This is a genomic window from Kitasatospora sp. NPDC028961 (assembly GCF_055564815.1).
Genome location: NZ_JBVHVO010000008.1, coordinates 243,818 through 264,426, shown reverse-complemented (window position 1 = coordinate 264,426; position 20,609 = coordinate 243,818). Strand labels below are relative to the sequence as shown.

Genomic DNA, 20,609 nt, shown 5'->3' with positions numbered 1-20,609 from the left:
GGGGGTTCCTTGGGGCGAGGAGGGCAAGGAGGGGTCAGCGGCCCGCGGTCGCGCGGTCCCCGCGCGGGCGGGCGGTCAGCCGGGGCAGCGGGCCGTCCGCGGCCGTCCGCGGGTAGCCGTCCAGGGCCGCGGCGAGGGCGGCGACGGTGGGGTGGTCGAAGAGCGCCCGCACCGGCACGTCCACCCCGAGGGCGGCGCGCAGCCGTACGGCCACCCGGGTGGCGAGCAGCGAGTGCCCGCCGAGCCGGAAGAAGTCGTCGTGGGCGCCGATCCCGGTGCTGCCGAGGACCTCCTCCCAGACCGCGGCGACGGCCCGCTCCCGCGGGGTGCGCGGGGCGGCCGAGGCGGCGGCGGCCGTGCGGGGCTCCGGCACCGGCAGCGCGTGCCGGTCGACCTTGCCGCTGACCGCGGTCGGGATGGCGTCCAGCAGCACGAACGCGGCCGGGACGAGGTGGTGCGGCAGTGAGTCGAGCAGGGCGGCGCGCAGCTCCTCGCCGGTGGGCGGCCGTTCGGCGTCCTCCGCGACCAGGTAGGCGGTGAGCTGGCGGCCGCCGGAGCCGTCCGGGGTCGGGTGGACGACGGCGGAGCGCACGCCGTCCAGGGCGAGCAGCGCGGCCTCGATCTCGCCCGGTTCGATCCGGTGGCCGCGGATCTTCACCTGGTGGTCGCTGCGGCCGAGGATCTCCAGCGAGCCGTCCGGGCGCAGCCGGCCGAGGTCGCCGGTGGTGTAGAGCCGGCCGCCGGGGACGGTGGCGTGCGGGTCGGGGAGGAAGGCGCCGGCGGTCTGGCCGGGCCGCCCGCGGTAGCCCCAGGCGAGGCCGTCGCCGCCGATGCAGACCTGCCCGGTGCCGCCCTCGGCCACCGGCTCCAGCCGGTCGTCGAGCACCCGGACGCTGGTGTTGTCCACCGCGGCCCAGGTCAGCACCTGTCCGTCGGCGCCGTGGCGGGCCACGCTGGTCCAGATGGTGGCCTCGGTCGGCCCGTAGAGGTCCCACACCGGGGCGCCACCGGCGGCGAGCGTCGCGGCCAGCTCGGTGTGCAGCTTCTCGCCGCCGGAGAGCACGGTGAGGCCGGGAGCGGGCAGCCAGCCGGTGTCGGTCAGCATCCGCAGCATCGAGGGGGTGGCCTGGACGACGTGCGGGCGGGCCTCGCCGATCAGGCGGATCAGCCGCTCGGGGTCGCGGGCCTGCTCGGTGTCGGCGAGCACCAGGCGGGCGCCGGTCAGCAGCGGCAGGCAGAGCTCCAGCATCGAGGGGTCGAAGGAGGCGGTGGTCAGCCCGAGGACGGTGGCGTGCGGCGGCAGCTCCAGCCGGGCGGCCATCGACCGGAGGAAGTTGGTCAGCGCCCGGTGCGGGATCTGCACGCCCTTGGGCATGCCGGTCGAGCCGGAGGTGTGGAAGACGTAGGCGAGGTCGTCCTGGCCGGTGGTCCGGTCGAGCCGGTCCGGCCGGGTCACCGGGCCGGTCTGCGGGCCGTCGCCGTCGAGCAGCAGGGTGGTCGCGGCGGTGTCCGCCACCCGGCCGGCCAGCGCGCCGGTGGTGACCACCACGGCCGCCCCGGTGTCCTCGACCAGGTAGCCGATCCGCTTCACCGGGTGCATCGGGTCGAGCGGGACGTAGACGCCGTCCGCCTTGAGGACGGCGAGCAGCGCGGTGAGCAGGCCGGTGCCGCGCTCCAGCAGGACGCCGACCCGGACGCCGCGGGCGACGCCGAGGCCGCGCAGCCGGTGCGCCAGGCGGTCGGCCCGGGCGTCGAGTCCGGCGTAGCTCAGCTCGCCGTCCGTGGAGCGGACGGCGATGGCGTCCGGGGTGCTGCGGGCCTGCCGTTCGAAGAGGTCGGTGACGGTGGGGGAGGGCACCTCGCGGGCGGCGCCGAGCCCGAGCGCGAGCCGGCGGCGGCGCTCGCCGGAGGGCAGCGGCGCCAGCCGGGCGGTGGCGAGGGCCAGCGGTTCGTCCGGGGCGGCGAGCACCTCGCGCAGCAGCCCGACGTAGTCCTCGGTGAGGCGGGCCGCCGTCTCGGGGGCGAACAGCGCGGTGGCGTACTGCAGGCGCAGGCCCAGGCTGCCGTCGGGGCGGCCGAGCAGGTCCAGCGCCAGGTCGAACGGCGTCCCGGCGACGGGGGTGGGCACCAGCTCGACGTCCAGGCCGGGCAGCGCGGGCGGTTCGGCCTGGGAGTCGAGGGTCAGGAAGGAGACCTGGAAGAGCGGGTTGCGGCTGAGGTCGCGGTCCGGGGCCAGCTCGGTGACGACGCGTTCGAACGGCGTCTCGGCGTGCGAGAGGTCGGCGAGGGAGCCGCTGCGGACCCGGTCCACCAGCTCGCCGAAGCTCGGCCGGCCCGACAGGTCGGCGCGCAGCACCACGGTGTTGACGAACGGGCCGATGAGGTCCCGAGTGGCGGCCTGGCCCCGGCCGGCGACCGGGGTGCCGACGGCGAAGTCGCTCTGCCCGCTGTACCGGCCCAGCTGGGCCTGGAAGGCGGCCAGCAGCACCATGAACCGGGTGGCGCGCCGGGACCGGGCCAGCCGGTCGGCGCGTGCCACCAGCTCGGCGGGGAGGGTGAACCGGGCCACCGCGGCGGCGCCGTCCCACTCGGCGGGCCGGGCGCGGTCGGTGGGCAGCTCCAGGGGCGGCAGCCCGGCCAGCCGGGAGCCCCAGTAGCCGAGCTGCCGGGCGAGCCGGGGTCCGGTGGTGCGCTCGTGCTGGCGGGCCGCGAAGTCGGCGTACTGGAGCGGGAGGTCCGGCAGGCCGTCGGGGCCGCCGGTGGTCGCCGCGCGGTAGGCGGCCGCCAGCTCGCGGGTGAAGACGTTCCAGGAGGAGAAGTCGAAGGCGATGTGGTGCACCACGACGACCAGCAGGTGGTCGTCGGCCGCGAGCCGGGCCAGGGTGGCCCGCAGCGGCGGCGCGGTGGTCAGCTCGATCGGCCGGTGCAGCACCAGGTCGAGGACGGCGGTGATGCCGGCCTCGCCGGGGGCGGGCGCCTCGACGGTCTCCAGCGGGACCTCGACGGCGGGCGCCACCCGGGCCACCGGCTCGCCGTCGGCGGCCGCGTACCGGGTGCGCAGCACCTCGTGCCGGGCGACCACGGCGGTCAGGGCGGCGGCGAGGGCGGCGGCGTCGACGCCGCCGCGCAGGCGCAGGGCCAGCGGCAGCAGATGATCCGCCGTACCGGGCCGCAGCTGGTCGAGGAACCACAGCCGTTGCTGCGAGAACGATGTCGTCCGGACGTCACCGCGGTCCACCGGCTCACCTCCAAGGGGTAGTCAGAACGTCGCGCGCCCCGGGTGGTCGGGGCACAACCGGAGCTTGCCGGTCGGGTGCGGCGGGGGAGTAGGGAAGGAGCGGCAGCGCGGGGCGCCGCTTTTGCTGCGTCAATGTCTCTGTTCGGCGGCTCCGGCCGCGGCGGGCCGGGGCGGCGCCGGGGTCAGATCAGCCCGGTGCGGACGGCGTGGGCCACCGCGTGGGCCCGGTTGCGGACCTGGAGCCGGGCCATCAGGTCGTAGATGACGTTCTTCACGGTGTGCTCGGAGCAGGAGAGTTCGCGGGCGATGGCCGCGTTCCCGTGGCCCTCGGCGACCAGGCCGAGCACGGCGGTCTGCCGGGCCGTCAGTGGGGAGTCGGGGGCGGGCCGGCGCGGGGCGGGCGCGCCGTCCTCCGCCGGGCCGAGCAGGCCGACCAGGACGCCGTAGGGCATCCGGCCCTCGCCGTGCCGGGCGCAGCGGACGGCGGTGAGCAGGCGTTCCGGGGTGGCCTCGGTGGACTGCAGCATGGCCACCGCCCCGGCCCGGACGGCCCGCCGGACCCCGTCGGCCGTGAAGGTGTCGGCGATCAGCAGCAGCGGGCGGCCGTCGGGCTCCGGCCAGCCGTCCAGCGCGGCGCCGGGCGTCGGCCCGGCGGCCACCCGGACGGTGGCCCCGGCGTGGCCGGCCGCGAGTTCGATGCCGGCCCGGCGCAGGTTGGCGGCCACCTTCTCGCGGGCCGGCCCGCCCGCCGGGCCGAGGTGGACGCGCAGGGCGGTGGCGGGCCGCCGCTCGGTCTCGGGCCTGGTGGCGAGGGCGAGGGCGCTCACAGCAGACCCGCCCGCAGGGCGTAGGCCACCGCGTGGGCGCGGTTGCGCAGCCGGAACCGCTGGGTGATGTCGCGGACCACGGTGGTGACGGTCCGTGCGGAGTAGCAGAGCGCCCGGGCGATCTCGTCGGTCTCGTGGCCGTCGGCCACCAGCCGCAGGACGGCGCGCTCGCGTTCGTCCAGGCCCCAGCCGGGGCCGTGGCCGCGGGCGCCGGGGTGCGGGTCGAGGTCGGTGCCGTGGTCGAGGAGCCCGTCGATCAGGTCGGGCGGCACCGTGCAGTCGCCGCCGGCCACGGTGAGCACCGTCCGGGCCAGCCGGTCGGCGTTGACCTCGCGCCGGCGCAGCAGGCCGCGGGCTCCGGCGTTGATGGCGTCCGCGGCCTCGGCCGGGGACAGGTCGGCGGCGATCACGACGACGGCGGGCCGGTGCGGTCCGGTGCGCGTCGCGGTCACCAGGTCGAGCTCCTGACGGTCCACCCGGTCGACCAGGACGACGGCGACGTCGGCCTTCTCCTCGGGCTGGACCAGGGCGATGTCCGGGTTGCCGGACAGCGCGCTGACGGCGCCGGCTTCCAGCACCGGGTCCAGGGCCACGACACAAAGCGGCAGGGGGTTGCCCATGTGCACTCCTCGGTCAGCGGGGTGAGCCTCTCGGCGAGGAGTCTTCGCTTCCGGTGCGCCGCGCCGCATGGGGCGCGATCACCCGCATTCCCCGCCGCGGGGGGCGCCGGGGCCGGTCCGGACGGCCCCCGTCGCGCGGACGGCACCGGGCGCCCCGTCCGGATCCGCCGGCGAATCGTCCCGGTCCGTCCGGTACGGGGCGGCGGGCCCGAAGGGTGGGGGCGGCACGCTGCCGCCCACCGGGGGTGGCGCGCGCCCGTGCGACCCTGGACCCCCGCCCCCGGCCGCACCCGCCGCCCCCGCCGCCGCCCCGCCGCGACCGGGTGCGGCGGGTGGCGCCGCGGGTGCCGCGGGGCCGCTCCGCCGCAGCTCCGCGCGGTCCCGGCGGCCCCCGGGGCCGACCCGGCGCCCGCCCCCGCGACCCGTCCGACCACCCGGGCGCGCAAAGCTGGGGCACGCCGGGTACGGCGACTGGGTAGTCCGCGGCGAAATCTACGGGTGGTGCTCCCCTGTACGGAGGGTCGTGCCGCTGGAAGGGTGGCGGACGTGACCACAACCGACACCGCTTCCCGGGCCTCAGGGCCGGCGCCCTCCTGGTGGGCGCCGGCCGCGACGCTGCGCGAACGGCTGTCGGCCCCGCACCCGCCGGTGGCGCCGGCGGCGGGCCCGACGGCCGGGGCACGCACCCGCTCGGCGGTCGAGCAGGCCTGCGAGGCCGCCCGGCTGGCCCGGCTGGGCGTCGACCCGGGGCTGGCCGCGGCGCTCGCCGCCGAGGCGCCGGAGCGCTTGGCCGGCCGGCTGGCCAAGCCGTCGTGGGCGGTCTTCGCGGAGCGGGCCGTCGCCGGCGCGCCGGAGCGCCCCGGGGGCGTGCCGCTCGAAGCGGGCGAGGGGGCGACGGTGTTCGCACCGCTGCTGCGCCCGCTGGTGGCGGCCGCCACCGCCGAGCTGACCGCGCGGGCGCTGGCGGGCGGCGCCGAGCCGGCCGACCTGGCGGTGTTCGCCCCGGCGTACGCGCGCTGGCTGGCCGAGCGCCTCGCCGGCGAGGCGGCCCGGACCCTGGTCGTGGAGCTCGCCGCCGCCCGGGACGCGGGCGGCCTGGCCGGCGCCACCGGCGCGGACCGGTTCGCCGACTTCGCGGCCCGCACCGGCACCCGGGCCGGACTGGCCCGGTTGTTCACCCGCTACCCGGTGCTCGCCCGGCTGATGGCCCGGACGTCCCGTCACACCGCCCGCTCCGGCGCGGAGCTGCTGACCCGGCTCGCCGCCGACCGGCCGGCGCTCACCGCGGAGCTGTTCGACGGCCGGGACCAGGGCCCGCTGGCCGCCGTCGAGCTGGGCCGCGGGGACCTCCACCAGCAGGGCCGGTCGGTGGCGGTGCTGCGGTTCGCCGCCGGCGCCACCGCGGTCTACAAGCCCCGGCCGATCGGCCAGCACGCGCTCCTGGACGCCATGACGGACTGGCTGGACGCCAAGGTGCCGGGCCTGGCGCCGCGCACCCCCCGCTGGGTCGGCGGGGACGGCTACGGCTGGCTGGAGTTCATCGAGCACCGGCCCTGCCGCTCGCTGGTCGAGATCGACCGGTTCCACCGCCGCCAGGGCGCCCTGCTCGCCCTCGCCTACACCCTCGAAGGGGTGGACCTGCACTGCGAGAACCTCCTCGCGCACGGCGACCAGCCGGTGCTCGTCGACGTGGAGACGCTGCTGCACCCCGTCCTCGGCGAGGGGAGCACCACCCTGCCGGACCCGGCGGCCGCGGCGCACGCCGCCTCGGTGCACCGCACCTGCCTGCTGCCCCAGCTGCTGGTCGGTGAGCTGGGCGCGGTCGACGTCTCCGCCCTCGGCGCCGCGCCGGGCGGGGAGTTCCCCAACACCCGGATGGTCTGGGAGGACACCGGCACCGACGAGATGCGCCTGGTGCGCCGCGGGGCGCCGTTCACCGGCGCCAAGAACCGGCCGTACGGCGTCGTGCCGGGAGCCGGCAGCGCGGACCGGCTCTCCGCGACGCTGGCCGGGTTCCGCGCCGGGTACGACGCCGTCGTCCGGCACCGGGCCGAACTCGCCGACCCGGCCGGGCTGCTGGCCACCGGGGCGGCGGCGGTCGGCCGGCTCGTGATCCGCCCGACGATGCTCTACGCCACGCTGCTGGCCGAGGCGACCCACCCGCAGCTGCTGGGCGACGGGCTCGACCGCGACGCCCTGTTCGCGGTGCTCTGGGCCGAATCGCAGGGCGACCCGGCCCGGCAGGCCCTGATCGAGCACGAGATCGCCGACCTGTGGGACGGCGACGTCCCGGTCTTCTTCCACCGGCCCGGCGAGCCCGCGGTGTTCGCGTCGGACGGGAGCCCGGTGCCCGGCGTCCTGGACACCTCCGGCCTCGCCACCGCGCGGGCGAAGCTCGACGGCATGAACACCGTCGACCGCCACGACCAGGAGTGGATCATTTCGGCCACGCTGGCCTCCGTCGGGCCGGACGCCACCGGCCCCCGGCACCGGACGGGTGGGCGCACCCGCCCCTCGCCCGCCGCCGTCCCGGAGCCGTCCGCGCTGCTCGCCGCCGCCTCCGGGATCGCCGACGAGATCGCCGGCCGCTCCGTGAGCGGCCACGGGCGGGTCAACTGGATCGGCCTGGAGGCCGTCGACGAGCACTGGACGGTGCTGCCGATGGGCGCCGGGCTGGCCCAGGGCTACTGCGGGGTGGCGCTGTTCCTGGCCCAGCTCGGCGCGCTGACCGGCTCCGCCCGCCACACCGGTCTGGCCCGGGCCGCGGTCGCCCCGCTGCCCGACCTCGTCGCCGCGGCCGCCGCCGACCCGGAGCTGAGCCTGGCGGTGGGCCCGGGCGGCTTCGAGGGCCTGGGCGGCCTCTGCTACTCCCTCGCCCGGCTGGCCGGCCTGGTCGACGAGGGCCTCGCCGACTGCCTGCCGGCCGCCCTGGACGCGCTGGCCGTGGCGGCGCTCGACGAGGAGGCCCGGCCCGGCGTCTCGGCGGGCCTGGCCGGGGCGCTCGCGGCCCTGCACGCGGTGCACCGCGAGCGCGGGCTGGAGCGGGCCGCCGAGCTCGCGGACCGGATCGCCGAGCGGCTGCTCGGCCTGCCGCCGCCCGGTCCGCTCGGCGCCGCGGCGCCGGACCGGGTCGGCTTCGCCTTCGGGGAGGCCGGGATCGGCTGGGCGCTCACCCGGCACGCCCGGTTCACCGGCGGCCCGCGCGGCGCGCGGTTCGCCGCCGCCGGCCGGGCCCGGCTGACCGCTGCCCTGGCGGCGGACCGGCTCGCCGGCGGCTGGTGCTCCGGGACGGCCGGCACCGTGCTGGCGGCGGCCGACGCGGGCCTGTGCGCCGAGCAGCCCGACAGCCCGCTGCGGGACGCCGTGCACCGGCTCACCGGACAGCCGCCGGTGGCGGACCTCAGCCTCTGCCACGGAGAGCTGGGCACCGCGGAGGCGCTGGCGGCGCTCGCCGAGCGCGGCCACCGCGGCGCGCGCAACAGCCTGACCGGCCGGGCCGGAACGGTCCTCGGGCAGCTCCACGACTGGGGACCCCGCTGCGGGACCCCCGGACAGGTGCCGACGCCGGGGCTGCTCACCGGGCTCTCCGGGATCGGCTACGCGCTGCTCCGGCTGGGCTTCGCCGACACCGTGCCCTCCGTCCTGCTGCTGGACGCGGCCCCCGGCCCCCCGCCGGCCCCTTCGACCATCTGAACAGAACCGAAGAGAACCGAAGAGAACCAAACGGGACCGAATAGCACAAGACCACCTGAAACGACAACAGAACAGCAGAGAACAGCGCCACTTATCACCACGCACCGCTTCCCGAATGGAAAGGAAAGCCCCATGTCCCCCTCCCTGTACAACGGTGCTGTCCGCAGCGAGGCCACGAACCAGGCCGCGACCACCCCGGACCCGGCCGGCGAGATCCGCCTGGTCCGCCGGAACGGGGCCTGCGCCCGGACCCGGGCCCTGGCCGGAATGAGCCTCGGCAGCGGCGTGGTCGTGGGCCTCGGCTCCATCACCACCACTGTCTCGGTGCCGTTCTGACCTGCACTCACGTAGGGCCGATCCGAACATGAACACGACGCTCCGCGGGGAGAACGACTACTATCCGGGGCTATGCGTGTGCGGGCAGCCCATCTCATCGGCCGTGATGCCGAAGTCGCCGGACTCGGCGAATCACTGCGGGATCTCCGCCGCTCGCGCGGCTGTACCACATTCCTGGTCGGCGAGGGCGGAATCGGTAAGTCGCGACTGGTCGCCGAGCTGATCGGCGAGGCGGTCGACGCAGGAATCCGCGTCCTGCGGGGCCGGAGCAGCACCATCGGACCGATGGTGCCGCTCCGGCCGCTCACCGAGGCGCTGATGCCGCTCTCACGCGGCGGGGAGACGCCGGACGAAGCGAGCCTCGGCCCCTACCGCCCGGTGCTCGGCCGGCTCATCCCGGACTGGAGCACCGGCACCCCGGACCAGGGATCGACCGTGGTGCTCGCCGAGGCCGTCCTGCGGCTGCTCGCCTCCGCGGGCCGCGACCAGGGCTGCCTGCTGGTCCTGGAGGACCTGCACGACGCCGACACCGAGACGCTGGCCGTCGTCGAGTACCTCGTCGACAACCTCGAACAGCAGCCGGTCATGCTGGTGGCGACCGTCCGGTCGGAACCGGGCGAGGCACTCCTGCTCGCCGAGTCGGCCGGGCGCCGCCGCAGCGGAACGGTCTTCCGGCTGGCGCCGCTGGACGACGACGAGGTGAACCGCCTGATCGCCTCCTGCCTGGACACCGAGCCGGGCCTGGTGCCCGCCGAAGTGCTGACGCAGATCCGGGAGGACAGCGCCGGCATCCCGTTCCTGGTCGAGGAACTCCTCCAGGGCGCCGTCACCGGCGGCGCGCTGGTCCGCGAGAACACCGCCTGGCGGGTGGCCGGGAACCTGCGCCGCAACGTGCCGAGGGCGCTCCTCGAGGGCGCCATCCACCGCATCGACGAACTCGGCCCGCAGGGGCAGACCCTGCTCTCCGCCGCCGCCGTGCTCGGCCGGCGCTTCCCCCTGTCGGTGCTCCAGCTGATGACCGGCGCCGACGACCGCAGCCTGCTCAGCCACCTGCACGCCGGTGTCACCGCCCGGCTGGTCGCGGCCGACGAGCCCGCCCCCGACTGGTACGCCTTCCAGCACCCGCTGACCGCCGAGGCGCTGCTCGCCCAGCTCACCCCCACCGCCCGGGCCGCCCTGTCCCACCAGGCCGCCGACGCGATCGAGGCCCTCCACCCCGACCTCCAGGGCGACTGGTGCCCGCTGGCCGCGACCCTGCGCGCCGACGCCGGCGACCCCGTCCGGGCCGGCCGGCTGTTCACCGAGGCCGGCCGCCGCGCCCTCGCCAACGGCACGGTCGGCTCCGCGGTCACCCTGCTCGACCGGGCCGAGACCCTGCTGGCCGGGGGCACCGACTCGGCCGCCCGCGCGGAGGCCCTGGAGGCCCTGCTGCCCGCCCTCGCCGAGACCGGCGAGCTGACCCGCGCGCTCAGCCTCGCGAGCAGCCTGCGGGAGCTGGTCGGCGCCGGTCTGGGCGCGCCCCGGCTGGCGGCCCTGCACACCCGGCTGGCACAGGTGGCCTACATGGCGGGCCGCTGGGCCGACGGCAACAACCAGATCGAGCGGGCCCGCGCCCTGCTCGGGCCGGACCCGGACGAGGCGCACACCGCGCTGACCGACGTGGTGGAGGCCTACCTGTGCCTCGACACCCCCGGCCAGGACCGCACCCAGCGGGCCGAACGGCTGGCCCGCGCCGCGATCGACACCGCCGAGAGGCACGACCAGCCGCTGGTCGCCTGCCAGGCCTGGGAGCTGCTGGGCGTCGTCGCCCGCGAGCGCGATCCGGCCGAGGCGGTCACCTACCTGGAACGGGCCATGAACACCGCCGAGCGGCACAGCCTGCCGCTCCAGCGGATGTACGCGCTCACCCGGCTCGGCGGCAGCCGCTGGCTGGCCGACGGCGGCACCGCCACCCTGGACGAGGCCCGGACCGAGGCCCGCCGCCTGGGCGCCGTCACCGTCGTCTACACCCTCGACGGCATCCTCGCCCTGCACGACGTGCTCTGCGGCCGGTTCGCCGAGGCCCGGGTGCTGGGCGACGAGGCGCTGACCATGGCGGCCCGGCTGCGGCTGACCCCGGTCGCCCGCTACCTGCTGATGACCCGCTCCGTCCTGGCGGCCCATCAGGGCGACCGGGCCGCCATGGAGGAGTCGCTCACCGAGTTCGGCCGCTGGGGCGGCAGCGGCTCGCCCGAGGAGCCGCTCGCCCTCGGGCTGGCCCGGGTGTTCTGCGCCCTCCTGGAGGAGGACCGGGACCGGGCCGCCCGGGACATGGCCGGCCTCCAGGCCCTGGAGGCCGAGAACCCGAGCACCTTCCACCTCGGCGGCCGGCACGGCCTCGGCCTGCTGCTCGACCTGCTGGACGGCCGCCTCGACCGCGGCCGCCTCGACCGGGTGGCCGCCAGCTCGGCCGGCCGGATGCGGTGGAACCGGCACTTCGTCCTGCTCGCCGACGCCGTGCTGCTCGGCCGCGAGGGCGATCCCGAGGCGGCCGGCCGGGCCGCCCAGCTCGCCCAGGAGGTCGGTGCGCCCTACCCCACCGCCCGCCACCTCGGACAGCGGCTGATCGCCGAGGAGGCGCACGCCCTGGGGTGGGGCGACCCGGAGGGATGGCTCCGGGAGGCCGAGCACCACTTCCGGGAGACCTCCGCCACCGCCGTCGTCGGCGCCTGCCGGACGCTGCTCCGGGCCATCGGCGCGCCCGTCCGCCAGCACCGCACCGGCAGCAACCGGATCCCGGCGCAGCTGCGGCTCAAGGGCATGACGGTCCGTGAGTACGAGATCTTCCAGCTGCTGGCCGACCGGCTCAGCAACAAGGACATCGCCGCCCGGCTCTACATCTCGCCGCGCACCGTCGAGAAGCACGTCGCCAGCCTGATCGCCAAGACCGGGCTGCCGAACCGGTCCGAGCTCTGCGCGCTGGCGGCGCAGCAGTCCTGAGGGCGGTCGGGGGCGCGGGCGGGGCCGGTGGGGGCGCGGTCGGGGCCGGTGCGCGTTGCGCAAGTGGTCGGTTGCTGCCGCCCGGAACCGGCGGCCCGGGGCGGTTTCCGGCCGGGCCCGGCCGGGCGGAAGCGGCCGGACCGGGCGGAACGGGCCGGTTCATGCCGGTGCAGGTTTCGGCCACCGGCCGGCCCGGGACAACGGCCCGTCGGGAGCAGCACACTGGCTGCGCGGCGCCTCACCGGGACCGGCCGGCCGAGGTCCCGCGGCGCCCGCCCCACGACGGCATCCAGGAAGGGACCGACCCCCGATGACGAAACCCGCCGCCTGGCCGGAGCGGAACCTCTGGACGGACTCCGCGCAGGCGCGGGCCGACGCCTACCTCGACCACGCCCGGAGCATCCGCGGCGAGGTCCGGTTCGACCTGGTCACCCGCGCGCTGGCCCGGCACCTGCCGCAGCGCCCCTGCCGGGTGGTCGACATCGGCGGCGGCTTCGGCCGGCAGGCGGTCCTCCTGGCGCGGGCCGGGCACGAGGTGACCGTGGTGGACAACGACGAGACCCTGCTGCGGGCCGCCGCCGACCTGGTCGCCGCAGAGCCCCCCGAGGTCGGCCGGCGGGTGACCCTGGTCCAGGGGCTGGGCGAAGCGGCGCCCGACCTGGTCGGGACGGGCTTCGACCTGGTCTGCTGCCACAGCGTCCTGCTCTACCTCACCGACCCGGGCCCGATGCTGGACGCGCTGGTCCGGCTGGCCGCGCCCGGCGGCCTGCTCTCGCTGCTCACCGTGAACCGCGACTCCCAGGCGATGCGCGACGGGCTCCAGGGCGACTGGCGGGGCGCGCTGGCGACCCTGCTGGAGTCCGGCGAGCGGGGCGGGCAGTACCTGCCGACCCGGCCGGACACCCCGCAGGACCTCGGCCGGCGGCTGGCCGGGCTCGGCGCTCCGACGGTGGAGTGGTTCGGCGTGCGGGTCTTCTCCGACCACCGCCGTGACGAGCCGTCACCGGAGGAGTTCGCGGACCTCTGCGAGCTGGAGTGGCAGGCCGGACTGCGCGATCCCTACCGCGGGTTCGCCCGGCTCTTCCACCTGGTGGCCCGGCGCGGCGCCGCGCCCCGGTAGCCGTACCGGCCGGCGGCCGCGCGGGGGACCGAAGCGCGCGGGGCCGGAAGCACGCCGGGCCCGCACCCGCGCGGAGGCCGGAATCCGCGCGGAGGCCGGAAACGCGGTGGTGACCACCACGGGCCGGGACCGGCGGCCGAGGGTGGTGCGACAGGGCGCCGGGCGCGTGGCCGTGCGCTGCTACCGGAGTGAGTGCGCCGGAGCCCGTGCCGGTGCGCCGCGGCCCGGCCGGAACCTGCCACCGGGCGTCGGGGCCCGCCACCGGCCCGCCCCGGGCCCGGCCGAGGACCGGCCCCGGAGCGCCGCTGACCCGCGACGATGCCGGACGGGTCGCCGGGCCGGGCGGCCCCGGGGCGGGCGCGGCGGGGGGCGCACCGGCCGCCGGCGCCGCCGCCGTCGGCCTGCCGTCGCAGGCTCACTTGTGGGTGGCCACGTCAAGTGCCAGTCTGTGAAAGTCAATTGCCGGACTCAGTGCGTGCACGTCGAGAGCAGGGGTTGTGCGCCGACGTCAGCCGCCGGACCGAGTCAGGGCATGTCCGGAATTCGCGCCCCGCCGGGACGGTCGACCCGCGTCCCGGCGGGACGGTCGGACGAGCCCTGGAGGGAGTGGTCAATGTTCGAAGGGCTTGGGCTGAGCAGCCTCGCCGAGTCCGTGTACCTCGCGATGCTCCAGCACCCGGACGAGAGCCTCGACGTCCTCGCCCGCCGGCTCGACGTGGACCACGCCCAGATCCGGGTCGCGCTCGACGAGCTCACCGGCATCTCGCTGCTCCAGGTGTTCCCGGGCCGGCCCGGGCCAAGAGCCGTCCGGCCGGAGATCGGACTCTCGGCGCTGGTGGCCCGTCAGCAGGCCGAGATGGCCCGCCGGCACCAGCAGATCGAGGAGGGGACGGCCGCGCTGTCCACCCTGCTGGCCGAGCGGGCGGAGAGCCGCCCGGCCGAGACCGAGCCGGGCATCGAGCGGCTGTCCGGCATCGAGGCGATCCGCGACCGGCTGAGCGAACTCGCGCGCAGCTGCGAGTGGGAGGCCAGCTCCTTCATGCCGGGCGGCGCCCAGTCGGAGGAGAACCTCAACGCCAGCCGGGCGCTGGACGCCGAGGCGATCGACCGCGGGGTGCGGTTGCGCACGGTCTACCAGGACAGTGTCCGCAACCACCGGCCGACGCTGGAGTACGCCCAGTGGCTCAGCGGGCTCGGCAGCGAGGTGCGCACCACCGCGTCGCTGCCCCTGCGGATGCTCATCGTCGACCGGCGGGTGGCCGTGGTGCCGCTCGACACGGCCGACGAGCAGGGCACCGCGGCGGTCGTGATCTCCAGCGTCGGGATCATCACGGCCCTCACCGCGCTGTTCAACTCGGTGTGGCGGTCCGCGACCGTGCTCGGCGCCGCGCGCCGGCGCGACGACGTCGGGCTCTCCGGCCAGGAGCGCCAGGTGCTCAGGCTGCTGGCCGCGGGGCTGACCGACGAAGCGATCGCCCGGCAGCTGGGTGTCTCGGTCCGCACGGCCCGCCGGGTCGCCTCGGACCTGCACACCAGGCTCGGTGCGCGCAGCAGGTTCCAGGCCGGCGCCCAGGCCGTCTCGCGGGCCTGGATCACCCCGGACGACCTGGAGTAACGCGGTCCCCGGCGGCCTCAGGGCCCCACCTCGGTGGAGCGGACGGCCCAGCTCGGGCAGGTTCCGGCGCCGGCCATGGTCCGGCAGCAGAGCTGCTCGGCCACCCGTGCCGCGTCCAGCAGGTCGCGGGCCTGCACATAGAGGTTGAACACCACGAAGCCCTCGTGCACGTCGATCCGCGCGTGCTGGAGGCAGTCGGTGCCGGCCCTGCTGCACAGCAGGTGCCGGTGCAGCTCGCGCGCGGACTGCGGCGCGGCGCCCGGGGTGTCAACCGTGGTCTTGGTCAAGTACATGGGTGGACCCGCTCCCGGCCGGGGCGTGCGGTCCGGTCCGGGGGGCTCGGGCGCCGTCGCGCCCCGGACCCCTTCCGGCCGGCTGGTCAGACCTCACGCGTCGCGTTCTCACGCCGACCCCTTCCCGTACGTCGTTGCGAGCCGGTCCCGGGCCGGTTCCGCCGCGCGGTCACCGCGGCTCCGAGGAACCGGAACCGCGGTGGGTGGGCGGCCGGACCGGTACCGGGGGCCGGAGTTCAGGGCCCGGCCCCCGGAGCCGGCCCCCGGGCGGGGGCCGGCTCCCGAAGGACCGTCAGAGGATGATGGGCGGATCCGGGGCCCACCGGGTCAGGGCCCAGCGGACGAGTTGCGGGCCCAGTGCGGCGGCCATCACCGCGAACGCGGCGATCAGCGCCCACCGCGTCCCGAAGGCGACGGCCAGGGCGCCGCCGACCGGCACCCCGATCAGGCTGGCGGCCTGCAACAGCACGAAGGCCATCGCCATCACCTGGGCGATCCGGTCCTTCGGCGCCGCGGCCTGCAGGCTGCCGAAGACACTGGCGATCAGCAGCGTCCCCCCGAAGCTGCCCGCGAGTTCCAGCAGCACCAGCCCGGCCATCGCGCTCGGCCCGGCGGCGGCGAACGGCAGCAGGGCCAGCGAGAGCAGGCTGACGGCGGTGCCCAGGGCGAGCGTGCGGCCCGACCCGAACCGCTTCTGCGCGCGGCCGACGAGCATGCCGCCGGTCACCCCGCCGACCGCGCCGAGTGCCAGCAGCGAGCCGATCAGCGACGGCCCCATGTGCACCGCGTGCACGAGGAAGAGCACGAGCACCGGCTGGGTGACCCCGTTGACGAAGGACACCGTGACCACCGCCCGGACCCCGGACTGCCGGCCCATCGCGAGGGCGAGGCGGACGTTGGCGGCGGCGCCGAGCCGCTGCTTCCAGGTCGCGGACGTCTTCGAGGTCTTCACGGGCTCGGCGGGCACGGCACCTTCGGCGGTTCCGGTGGGACCGGCGGCGCCCGCGGGCCCACCGGCCACCGCGTCGGCCGGTCCGGTGTCGGCGCCCGCGGGCCGGACCCGGGTGAGCAGGGCCGCGGAGGCGAGGAAGGAGAGCGCGTCGACCAGCACCACGTACGGCGCCGCGACCCGGGCGAGCAGGGCGCCGCCGAGCGCGGGTCCGCTGATGTCCGCGACGCTGCGGGTCGCCGAGATCTTCCCGTTGGCCTCCACCAGGTTCGCCTTCGGGACGATCTGCACCAGCAGGGGACTGGACAGCGCGGAGTACACCCCGAGCGCCGCCGAGGCCACCGCGGTCAGCGCCAGCAGCAGCACGATGTGCAGCGCCCCGAGCCACCAGAGCAGCGGTACGGACCCCATGATGGCGGCCTGCACCAGGTTGCAGGCCGCCATCATCGGCGCGCGCGGACGGCGCAGCCCGTCGGACCACGCCGCCGCCGGGAGCCTGATCAGCAGCGACGGCAGCACCTCGACCACCGCCAGCGAGGTCATCTCCAGGGCCGAGGCGCCCAGCGTGACCGCCGCGCACATCGGGATGGTGACGTTGCTGACCGCCGAACCGACCTGGGAGAGACCGGTCGCGGCCCACAGGGCCCGGAACGGCCGGTCGGGGAAGACCGGCGGGTCCGCGGTCTGCTCACCCCCGCCGGCCAGTGCCGTCGTCGTCACGTCGCTCGTCCTTTCACGCCGGTCCTCTCAGAGCGTGGGGATGCGGACGCCCGCGTCGGTGGCTCCCTGGGCGAACCAGGCCGGGAAGCTCTCCGGGTAGCGCATCCGGGCGATCTCGGCCAGCCGGGGGATCAGCCGGGAGACACCGTTCATCGTCCGCATCGAGTCCACGGCGATCTGGCTCAGGAAGCGGTGGTTGTCGCGCACATGGGGCCGGGCGTAGCTGAAGAAGACCCCGAACTTCTCCCGGCCCGGGTCCCGCAGGACGGTGGTGCTGGTGTGCATCAGACGAGCGTTCCACATCACGACGTCGCCCGCTCGGGTATCGACGCGTTCGCGGAGATCCGACTCGCCCACCGTCCGCGCCGGGATGTCGAACTCCGGTTCGGTGGTGCCGTATCCGTCGAAGGACATCAGGTGCGAGGTGCGCACCACGTCGATGCCGCCGCCGCCGACCGGGTCGTTGTCCTGGAGGTACAGCCCGCACTGGACGTGGGCGAAACCGGGCTCCCACACGTACGAGGCGGTCGGTCCGACGAAGGTCGCGTCGACGTGCCAGGGGACGTACACGTTCTTGCGCGCCGTGCAGTTCGGGTAGAGCACGGGGTGGTCCTCGCCCAGCAGTTCCTTGGCGGCGCGCACCACGCGCTCGCGCAGCACGATGCCGGCCAGGAAGTCGTCGGCGAGGAAGTCGCTGGTGAGCATCTCCTGCGAGCCGGTGCCCGTGAGGTAGCCGGAGCACAGGGCCCGGGCGCGCTCGATCTCCGGGGCGTCCAGGACACCGCGCAGGATCACGTAGCCGCGCCGGGCGAAGTCCTCGGCGGAGACCTCGGCGGACGTTCCGGCGGCGGGCGCGGGCGCAGGGGCGACCGTGGCGGTGCCGTTCGCCGCCGTCATCGCTGGACCCGCACCGGGCTGCCGGGGACGACGCACGCGGCCAGGCCTTCGAGCTGGCCGTAGCCCAGGCCGCAGCAGTCGCCCGTGATGTCCTCGTCCAGGGCGTCCGCCGGGTGCTCCGCGTCGGTCGCGGTGAAGGTCTCCAGGTCGATCGGCTCCGGATCGTCGTCGACCCAGACCAGCGCGCCGGCGGTGATCAGGTCGAGGTGGACGTCCGCGATGTACGGGACCTTGCTGACCCGCTGGTTGTGCTGGCCGAAGCCCAGGTGGACACCGCAACGCCGCTCGTTGATGTGCGAGTTGGCGGTGATGAACTCGTCGATGCCCCGGTTGGTGCCCAGGCCGAACTCCCCGACGTTGCGGCCGTAGGGGCTGTTCAGGCAGAGCTGGAACATCGCGTCGAGCTCCGGGTCGGCGCAGGTCAGGGAGACGGCCTGGCCGTTCTCGATCTCCACCCGGACCGGGTTGGCCGCCAGGCTGGCGTTCAGCGGGGTGATGATGTTGGCGTTGAACGCGCCGTCCGCGACCAGCACGCCGTCGACCGTGACCGGGTACGTCGCGACCTCGCCGGCCGGCAGGATGGTGAAGCCGCCGGGCCGCCAGACGCCCCGGTTGCTGATCCAGTGGTACTTGTCCGCGTCCAGCTCGATCGTCAGGTCGGTGCCGCCCCGGCTGGTGACCCGCACCTTGCGGGCCGGCTTCACCCGCTCCAGCAGCGTCGCGTTGAACCGGGTCAGCTGCGCCGGCGCCAGGTTGAGGGACTTGGTGAAGAACGCGGTGGAGGCGCTGATGATCCGCAGGATCATCGTGCGGTCGCCGCCGAACCTCCGCAGCGCGTTCTCGAAGACGTTGAAGTGCGACATGGTGTCGCGCTCCAGGGTGAGGATCACCAGACGGCCCGGCAGCGTCTCCGGGTCGGGGAGCACCGCCTCCAGGCGCCCGGCGAACTCCGGGTCCTCCAGCTTGCGCATCGGGACGATCGGCGCGGTGAAGCCCCGGTGCCGGAGCGCGAGCGCCAGCCAGGCCGCCGGGTCGCGGCTGTCCGGGGTGTAGGTGATGACGAAGGTGTCGGTGCTGTTGACGAGGACGTAGTCGTCCAGCAGGACCTTGACGCCCTGCTGGACCTTCTCGTCCGGAATGACGAAGTTCATGGTCGAGCTCCTCGGATCGACGGGGACCCGCCGGGCGGATCCGCAGGCGCACATCGCGCACGGACGGTAGGGGTGCGGTGCGGCGGACGAGGCAGGGGCACCCGTCGCCCGGCCGGAGGGGATCCTCCGGCGCGGTGCGGCGAGTGCCCCTGCCGGCACTGCTAGTTGTTGTAGAAGGTCGAGTACGAGACCTTCCACGCCACGTCGCCGAGGCCGTCCTCGTCGACCTCGGCCGGCTCGGCGGCAGCCATCGTGTTGACCAGTTCCTCAAGCTCCTCGAACGCGGACATCGCAGTCTCCTTCGGCTGGTGGTCGTCAGCGGGCTGCTGACTGGTCCCATGCTGTGGCCCGGGTCGGAGCGGGCGGTAGTGGTCACTTCCTGCACCCCCGAAGGCCTGGCCTGAACCGGCCTCCCGGCGGCCGGACGGACTGTCCCTGCCATGTCGGGCCGAGGCCGGTGCAATCTGCTGACCAGCCCGGAAAGCCCCTGTATACAGGTTTCCGACACCCACGCCGCACCCCCCGGAGGCAGGACCATGAGCAACTTCGCTGGCACCAAGGCCGGTTCGGACATGCGCCGGTCGCCCGCCCGCCTCGCGGCGACCGCCGCCGCCCCGGCCGCCGGGAGCCGCGGGGCCTCGGGCGACGACGACGGCTTCGGCTGGCAGGTCGCGCCGCGCTCCTGAACGCCGGCGGTCCGCACGCCTCACGCACGCCTCACGCACGCCGCCCGAGCCCGTCGCGTCGCAGGAAGGAACGAACGGTGACTCACCCCGAACCAGCACCGGAGGTGCTTCGCTACCCCTTCGGGGAGCCCCACCTCCTCGACCTCGACCGCCGCTACGCCGGCCTGCGGGACACCGAGGGGCTCGGCCGGGTCGAGGTCAGGGACCTCGGTTCGGCGTGGCTCTGCTCCCGGTACGCCGACGTCCGCCGGATCCTGACCGACAGTCGCTTCGGGCTGACCCCGCCGGCCGACCCGGCCACCCCGCCCGATGGAGCCGGTCCCGCCGCCGACGCGGCCGCGCGCTGCCCGGTCGCCGCCACCGGCGTGAACACGGCGGCAGCACCCGGGCGGGAGCCGGCGCCGACGTCCGCGCAGGTGACCAGGGTGACCAGGGGCGGCCTCAAGCCCCGGCAGATCGAGCGGCTGCGCGGGGCGACCGAGAAGATCGCCGACGAGCTGCTGGACCGGCTGGGCCGGCTCGACCGCGGCGGGCCGCCCGGTGCCCGGGAGACCACCGATCTGATGGCCGGATTCGTCAAACCCCTTGCCGCCGGGGTCCTTTGTGAACTGCTCGACATACCCGCAGGGGAACGCCCCGGGGTGCGGGCCAGGCTGCTGGGAGCGGCCACCACCGCGTCGCCCCCGTCCGGGGCGGACCAGGAGGACCGGCGCGCCCTCGCCCGCCGGCTGGCGGAGCTGATCGCCGCCCGCGACCCGGCCGGGCGGAGCGCCGACGACCTGCTGAGCGCCATGATCCGGGCCCGCGGCGAGGGCGAGGAGCGGCTCTCCGACCGCCAACTGGTCACAGCCGCATTGCGGTTGCTCCTGCCCGGGCTCCAGAACACCGTTCTGATGCTGTCCAATTTCGTCCGCGCGCTGATGCACCACCGCTCCGAGCTGGAGCGGCTGCGCCACCGGCCGGACCTCGTACCCTCCGCCGTCGAGGAACTGATCCGCTTCACGCCGTTCCACAGCACCTCGACCTTCCCCCGCTACGCCTCCGAGGACGTCGAGGTCGGCGGCACGCTGATCCGCCGCGGCGAGGTCGCGGTGGGAGCGCTCTGCGCGGCCAACCGGGACGAGCGCGCGTTCACCGACCCGGACAGCTTCGACATCGGGCGCGGCGAGAACGCCCACCTCGGCTTCGGCATGGGAACCCACCACTGCCCGGGCGCCGCCCTCGCCCGGATGCAGCTCCAGGTCGCCATCGCCGCCCTGGCCCGCCGGGTCGACGACCTGTACGTCGCGCCCGTCGCGAACGCCCGGTCGGTTCACGATCCCGGCGGCCGCGTCATCGGCTGGTTCGACCCGCTGCCCGCGACCTGGTCCGCGATCCGGCCCTGACCCCGCCCGGGGGGGGGGGGGAGGGGAGGGAGGGGGGGGTGGGGGGGGGGGGGGGGGGGGGGGGAGGGGGGGGGGGGGGGGGGGGGGGGGGGGGGGGGTG

At 76.1% G+C, this 20,609-nt stretch carries 15 protein-coding genes; 7 read left to right on the top strand and 8 right to left on the bottom strand.

Annotated features, from left to right (window positions below):
* Positions 1–34 precede the first annotated feature (34 nt).
* The 3 genes from ACZ4UX_RS17965 to ACZ4UX_RS17955 form a co-directional block, all read right to left on the bottom strand.
* Positions 35–3,238, bottom strand: coding sequence for an amino acid adenylation domain-containing protein (locus ACZ4UX_RS17965; RefSeq protein WP_396486567.1), 3,204 nt, complete (start codon positions 3,236–3,238; stop codon positions 35–37).
* A 182-nt stretch (positions 3,239–3,420) separates the two neighbouring features.
* Positions 3,421–4,065, bottom strand: a complete 645-nt coding sequence (locus tag ACZ4UX_RS17960; protein WP_465707362.1) for a response regulator transcription factor — start codon at positions 4,063–4,065, stop codon at positions 3,421–3,423.
* Entirely contained in the window at positions 4,062–4,685 is a 624-nt protein-coding gene (locus tag ACZ4UX_RS17955) for a helix-turn-helix transcriptional regulator (protein ID WP_329486306.1), read from the bottom strand. Before ACZ4UX_RS17955 ends, ACZ4UX_RS17960 begins: the two co-directional genes overlap by 4 nt.
* A gap of 546 nt (positions 4,686–5,231) precedes the next feature.
* On the opposite strand from ACZ4UX_RS17955, the gene ACZ4UX_RS17950 reads away from it, so the two are divergent.
* From ACZ4UX_RS17950 to ACZ4UX_RS17930, 5 genes are all read left to right on the top strand, one after another.
* On the top strand, positions 5,232–8,378 hold the full coding sequence (locus tag ACZ4UX_RS17950; protein ID WP_465707361.1) for a type 2 lanthipeptide synthetase LanM family protein: 3,147 nt from the start codon (positions 5,232–5,234) through the stop codon (positions 8,376–8,378).
* A gap of 132 nt (positions 8,379–8,510) precedes the next feature.
* Positions 8,511–8,714, top strand: coding sequence for a hypothetical protein (locus tag ACZ4UX_RS17945; RefSeq protein ID WP_465707360.1), 204 nt, complete (start codon positions 8,511–8,513; stop codon positions 8,712–8,714).
* Positions 8,715–8,786: 72 nt separating this feature from the next.
* Entirely contained in the window at positions 8,787–11,693 is a 2,907-nt protein-coding gene (locus tag ACZ4UX_RS17940; protein ID WP_465707359.1) for a helix-turn-helix transcriptional regulator, read from the top strand.
* Positions 11,694–12,003: 310 nt separating this feature from the next.
* A complete protein-coding gene (locus ACZ4UX_RS17935) occupies positions 12,004–12,813 on the top strand; it encodes a methyltransferase (RefSeq protein WP_465707358.1) in 810 nt (269 codons plus the stop codon).
* A 613-nt stretch (positions 12,814–13,426) separates the two neighbouring features.
* Positions 13,427–14,428 carry a LuxR C-terminal-related transcriptional regulator gene (locus tag ACZ4UX_RS17930; RefSeq protein ID WP_465707357.1) on the top strand — a complete coding sequence of 334 codons (1,002 nt, stop codon included), beginning with the start codon at positions 13,427–13,429 and terminating at the stop codon, positions 14,426–14,428.
* 17 nt (positions 14,429–14,445) lie between these two features.
* Here ACZ4UX_RS17930 and ACZ4UX_RS17925 read toward each other — a convergent pair whose 3' ends face one another.
* From ACZ4UX_RS17925 to ACZ4UX_RS17905, 5 genes are all read right to left on the bottom strand, one after another.
* Positions 14,446–14,721, bottom strand: a complete 276-nt coding sequence (locus ACZ4UX_RS17925; protein ID WP_329486300.1) for a hypothetical protein — start codon at positions 14,719–14,721, stop codon at positions 14,446–14,448.
* A gap of 292 nt (positions 14,722–15,013) precedes the next feature.
* Positions 15,014–16,390, bottom strand: coding sequence for an MFS transporter (locus tag ACZ4UX_RS17920; protein ID WP_465707356.1), 1,377 nt, complete (start codon positions 16,388–16,390; stop codon positions 15,014–15,016).
* A gap of 27 nt (positions 16,391–16,417) precedes the next feature.
* Entirely contained in the window at positions 16,418–17,287 is an 870-nt protein-coding gene (locus tag ACZ4UX_RS17915) for a phytanoyl-CoA dioxygenase family protein (protein ID WP_465707355.1), read from the bottom strand.
* On the bottom strand, positions 17,284–18,438 hold the full coding sequence (locus ACZ4UX_RS17910; protein WP_329486297.1) for a 2,5-dihydroxypyridine 5,6-dioxygenase NicX family protein: 1,155 nt from the start codon (positions 18,436–18,438) through the stop codon (positions 17,284–17,286). Before ACZ4UX_RS17910 ends, ACZ4UX_RS17915 begins: the two co-directional genes overlap by 4 nt.
* A gap of 161 nt (positions 18,439–18,599) precedes the next feature.
* Positions 18,600–18,728 carry a hypothetical protein gene (locus ACZ4UX_RS17905; RefSeq protein ID WP_329486296.1) on the bottom strand — a complete coding sequence of 43 codons (129 nt, stop codon included), beginning with the start codon at positions 18,726–18,728 and terminating at the stop codon, positions 18,600–18,602.
* A 246-nt stretch (positions 18,729–18,974) separates the two neighbouring features.
* Here ACZ4UX_RS17905 and ACZ4UX_RS17900 point away from each other — a divergent pair, with 246 nt between their 5' ends.
* Positions 18,975–19,124 carry a hypothetical protein gene (locus ACZ4UX_RS17900; protein ID WP_352291384.1) on the top strand — a complete coding sequence of 50 codons (150 nt, stop codon included), beginning with the start codon at positions 18,975–18,977 and terminating at the stop codon, positions 19,122–19,124.
* 77 nt (positions 19,125–19,201) lie between these two features.
* Entirely contained in the window at positions 19,202–20,509 is a 1,308-nt protein-coding gene (locus ACZ4UX_RS17895; RefSeq protein WP_465707354.1) for a cytochrome P450, read from the top strand.
* The last annotated feature ends 100 nt before the right edge of the window (positions 20,510–20,609 follow it).

Coding starts and splice junctions, on each gene's coding strand:
- ACZ4UX_RS17955 (WP_329486306.1), bottom strand. CDS start 4,685: ATGGGCAACCCCCTGCCGCTTTGTGTCGTGGCCCTGGACCCGGTGCTG.
- ACZ4UX_RS17945 (WP_465707360.1), top strand. CDS start 8,511: ATGTCCCCCTCCCTGTACAACGGTGCTGTCCGCAGCGAGGCCACGAAC.
- ACZ4UX_RS17940 (WP_465707359.1), top strand. CDS start 8,787: ATGCGTGTGCGGGCAGCCCATCTCATCGGCCGTGATGCCGAAGTCGCC.
- ACZ4UX_RS17935 (WP_465707358.1), top strand. CDS start 12,004: ATGACGAAACCCGCCGCCTGGCCGGAGCGGAACCTCTGGACGGACTCC.
- ACZ4UX_RS17930 (WP_465707357.1), top strand. CDS start 13,427: ATGTTCGAAGGGCTTGGGCTGAGCAGCCTCGCCGAGTCCGTGTACCTC.
- ACZ4UX_RS17925 (WP_329486300.1), bottom strand. CDS start 14,721: ATGTACTTGACCAAGACCACGGTTGACACCCCGGGCGCCGCGCCGCAG.
- ACZ4UX_RS17915 (WP_465707355.1), bottom strand. CDS start 17,287: ATGACGGCGGCGAACGGCACCGCCACGGTCGCCCCTGCGCCCGCGCCC.
- ACZ4UX_RS17910 (WP_329486297.1), bottom strand. CDS start 18,438: ATGAACTTCGTCATTCCGGACGAGAAGGTCCAGCAGGGCGTCAAGGTC.
- ACZ4UX_RS17905 (WP_329486296.1), bottom strand. CDS start 18,728: ATGTCCGCGTTCGAGGAGCTTGAGGAACTGGTCAACACGATGGCTGCC.
- ACZ4UX_RS17900 (WP_352291384.1), top strand. CDS start 18,975: ATGAGCAACTTCGCTGGCACCAAGGCCGGTTCGGACATGCGCCGGTCG.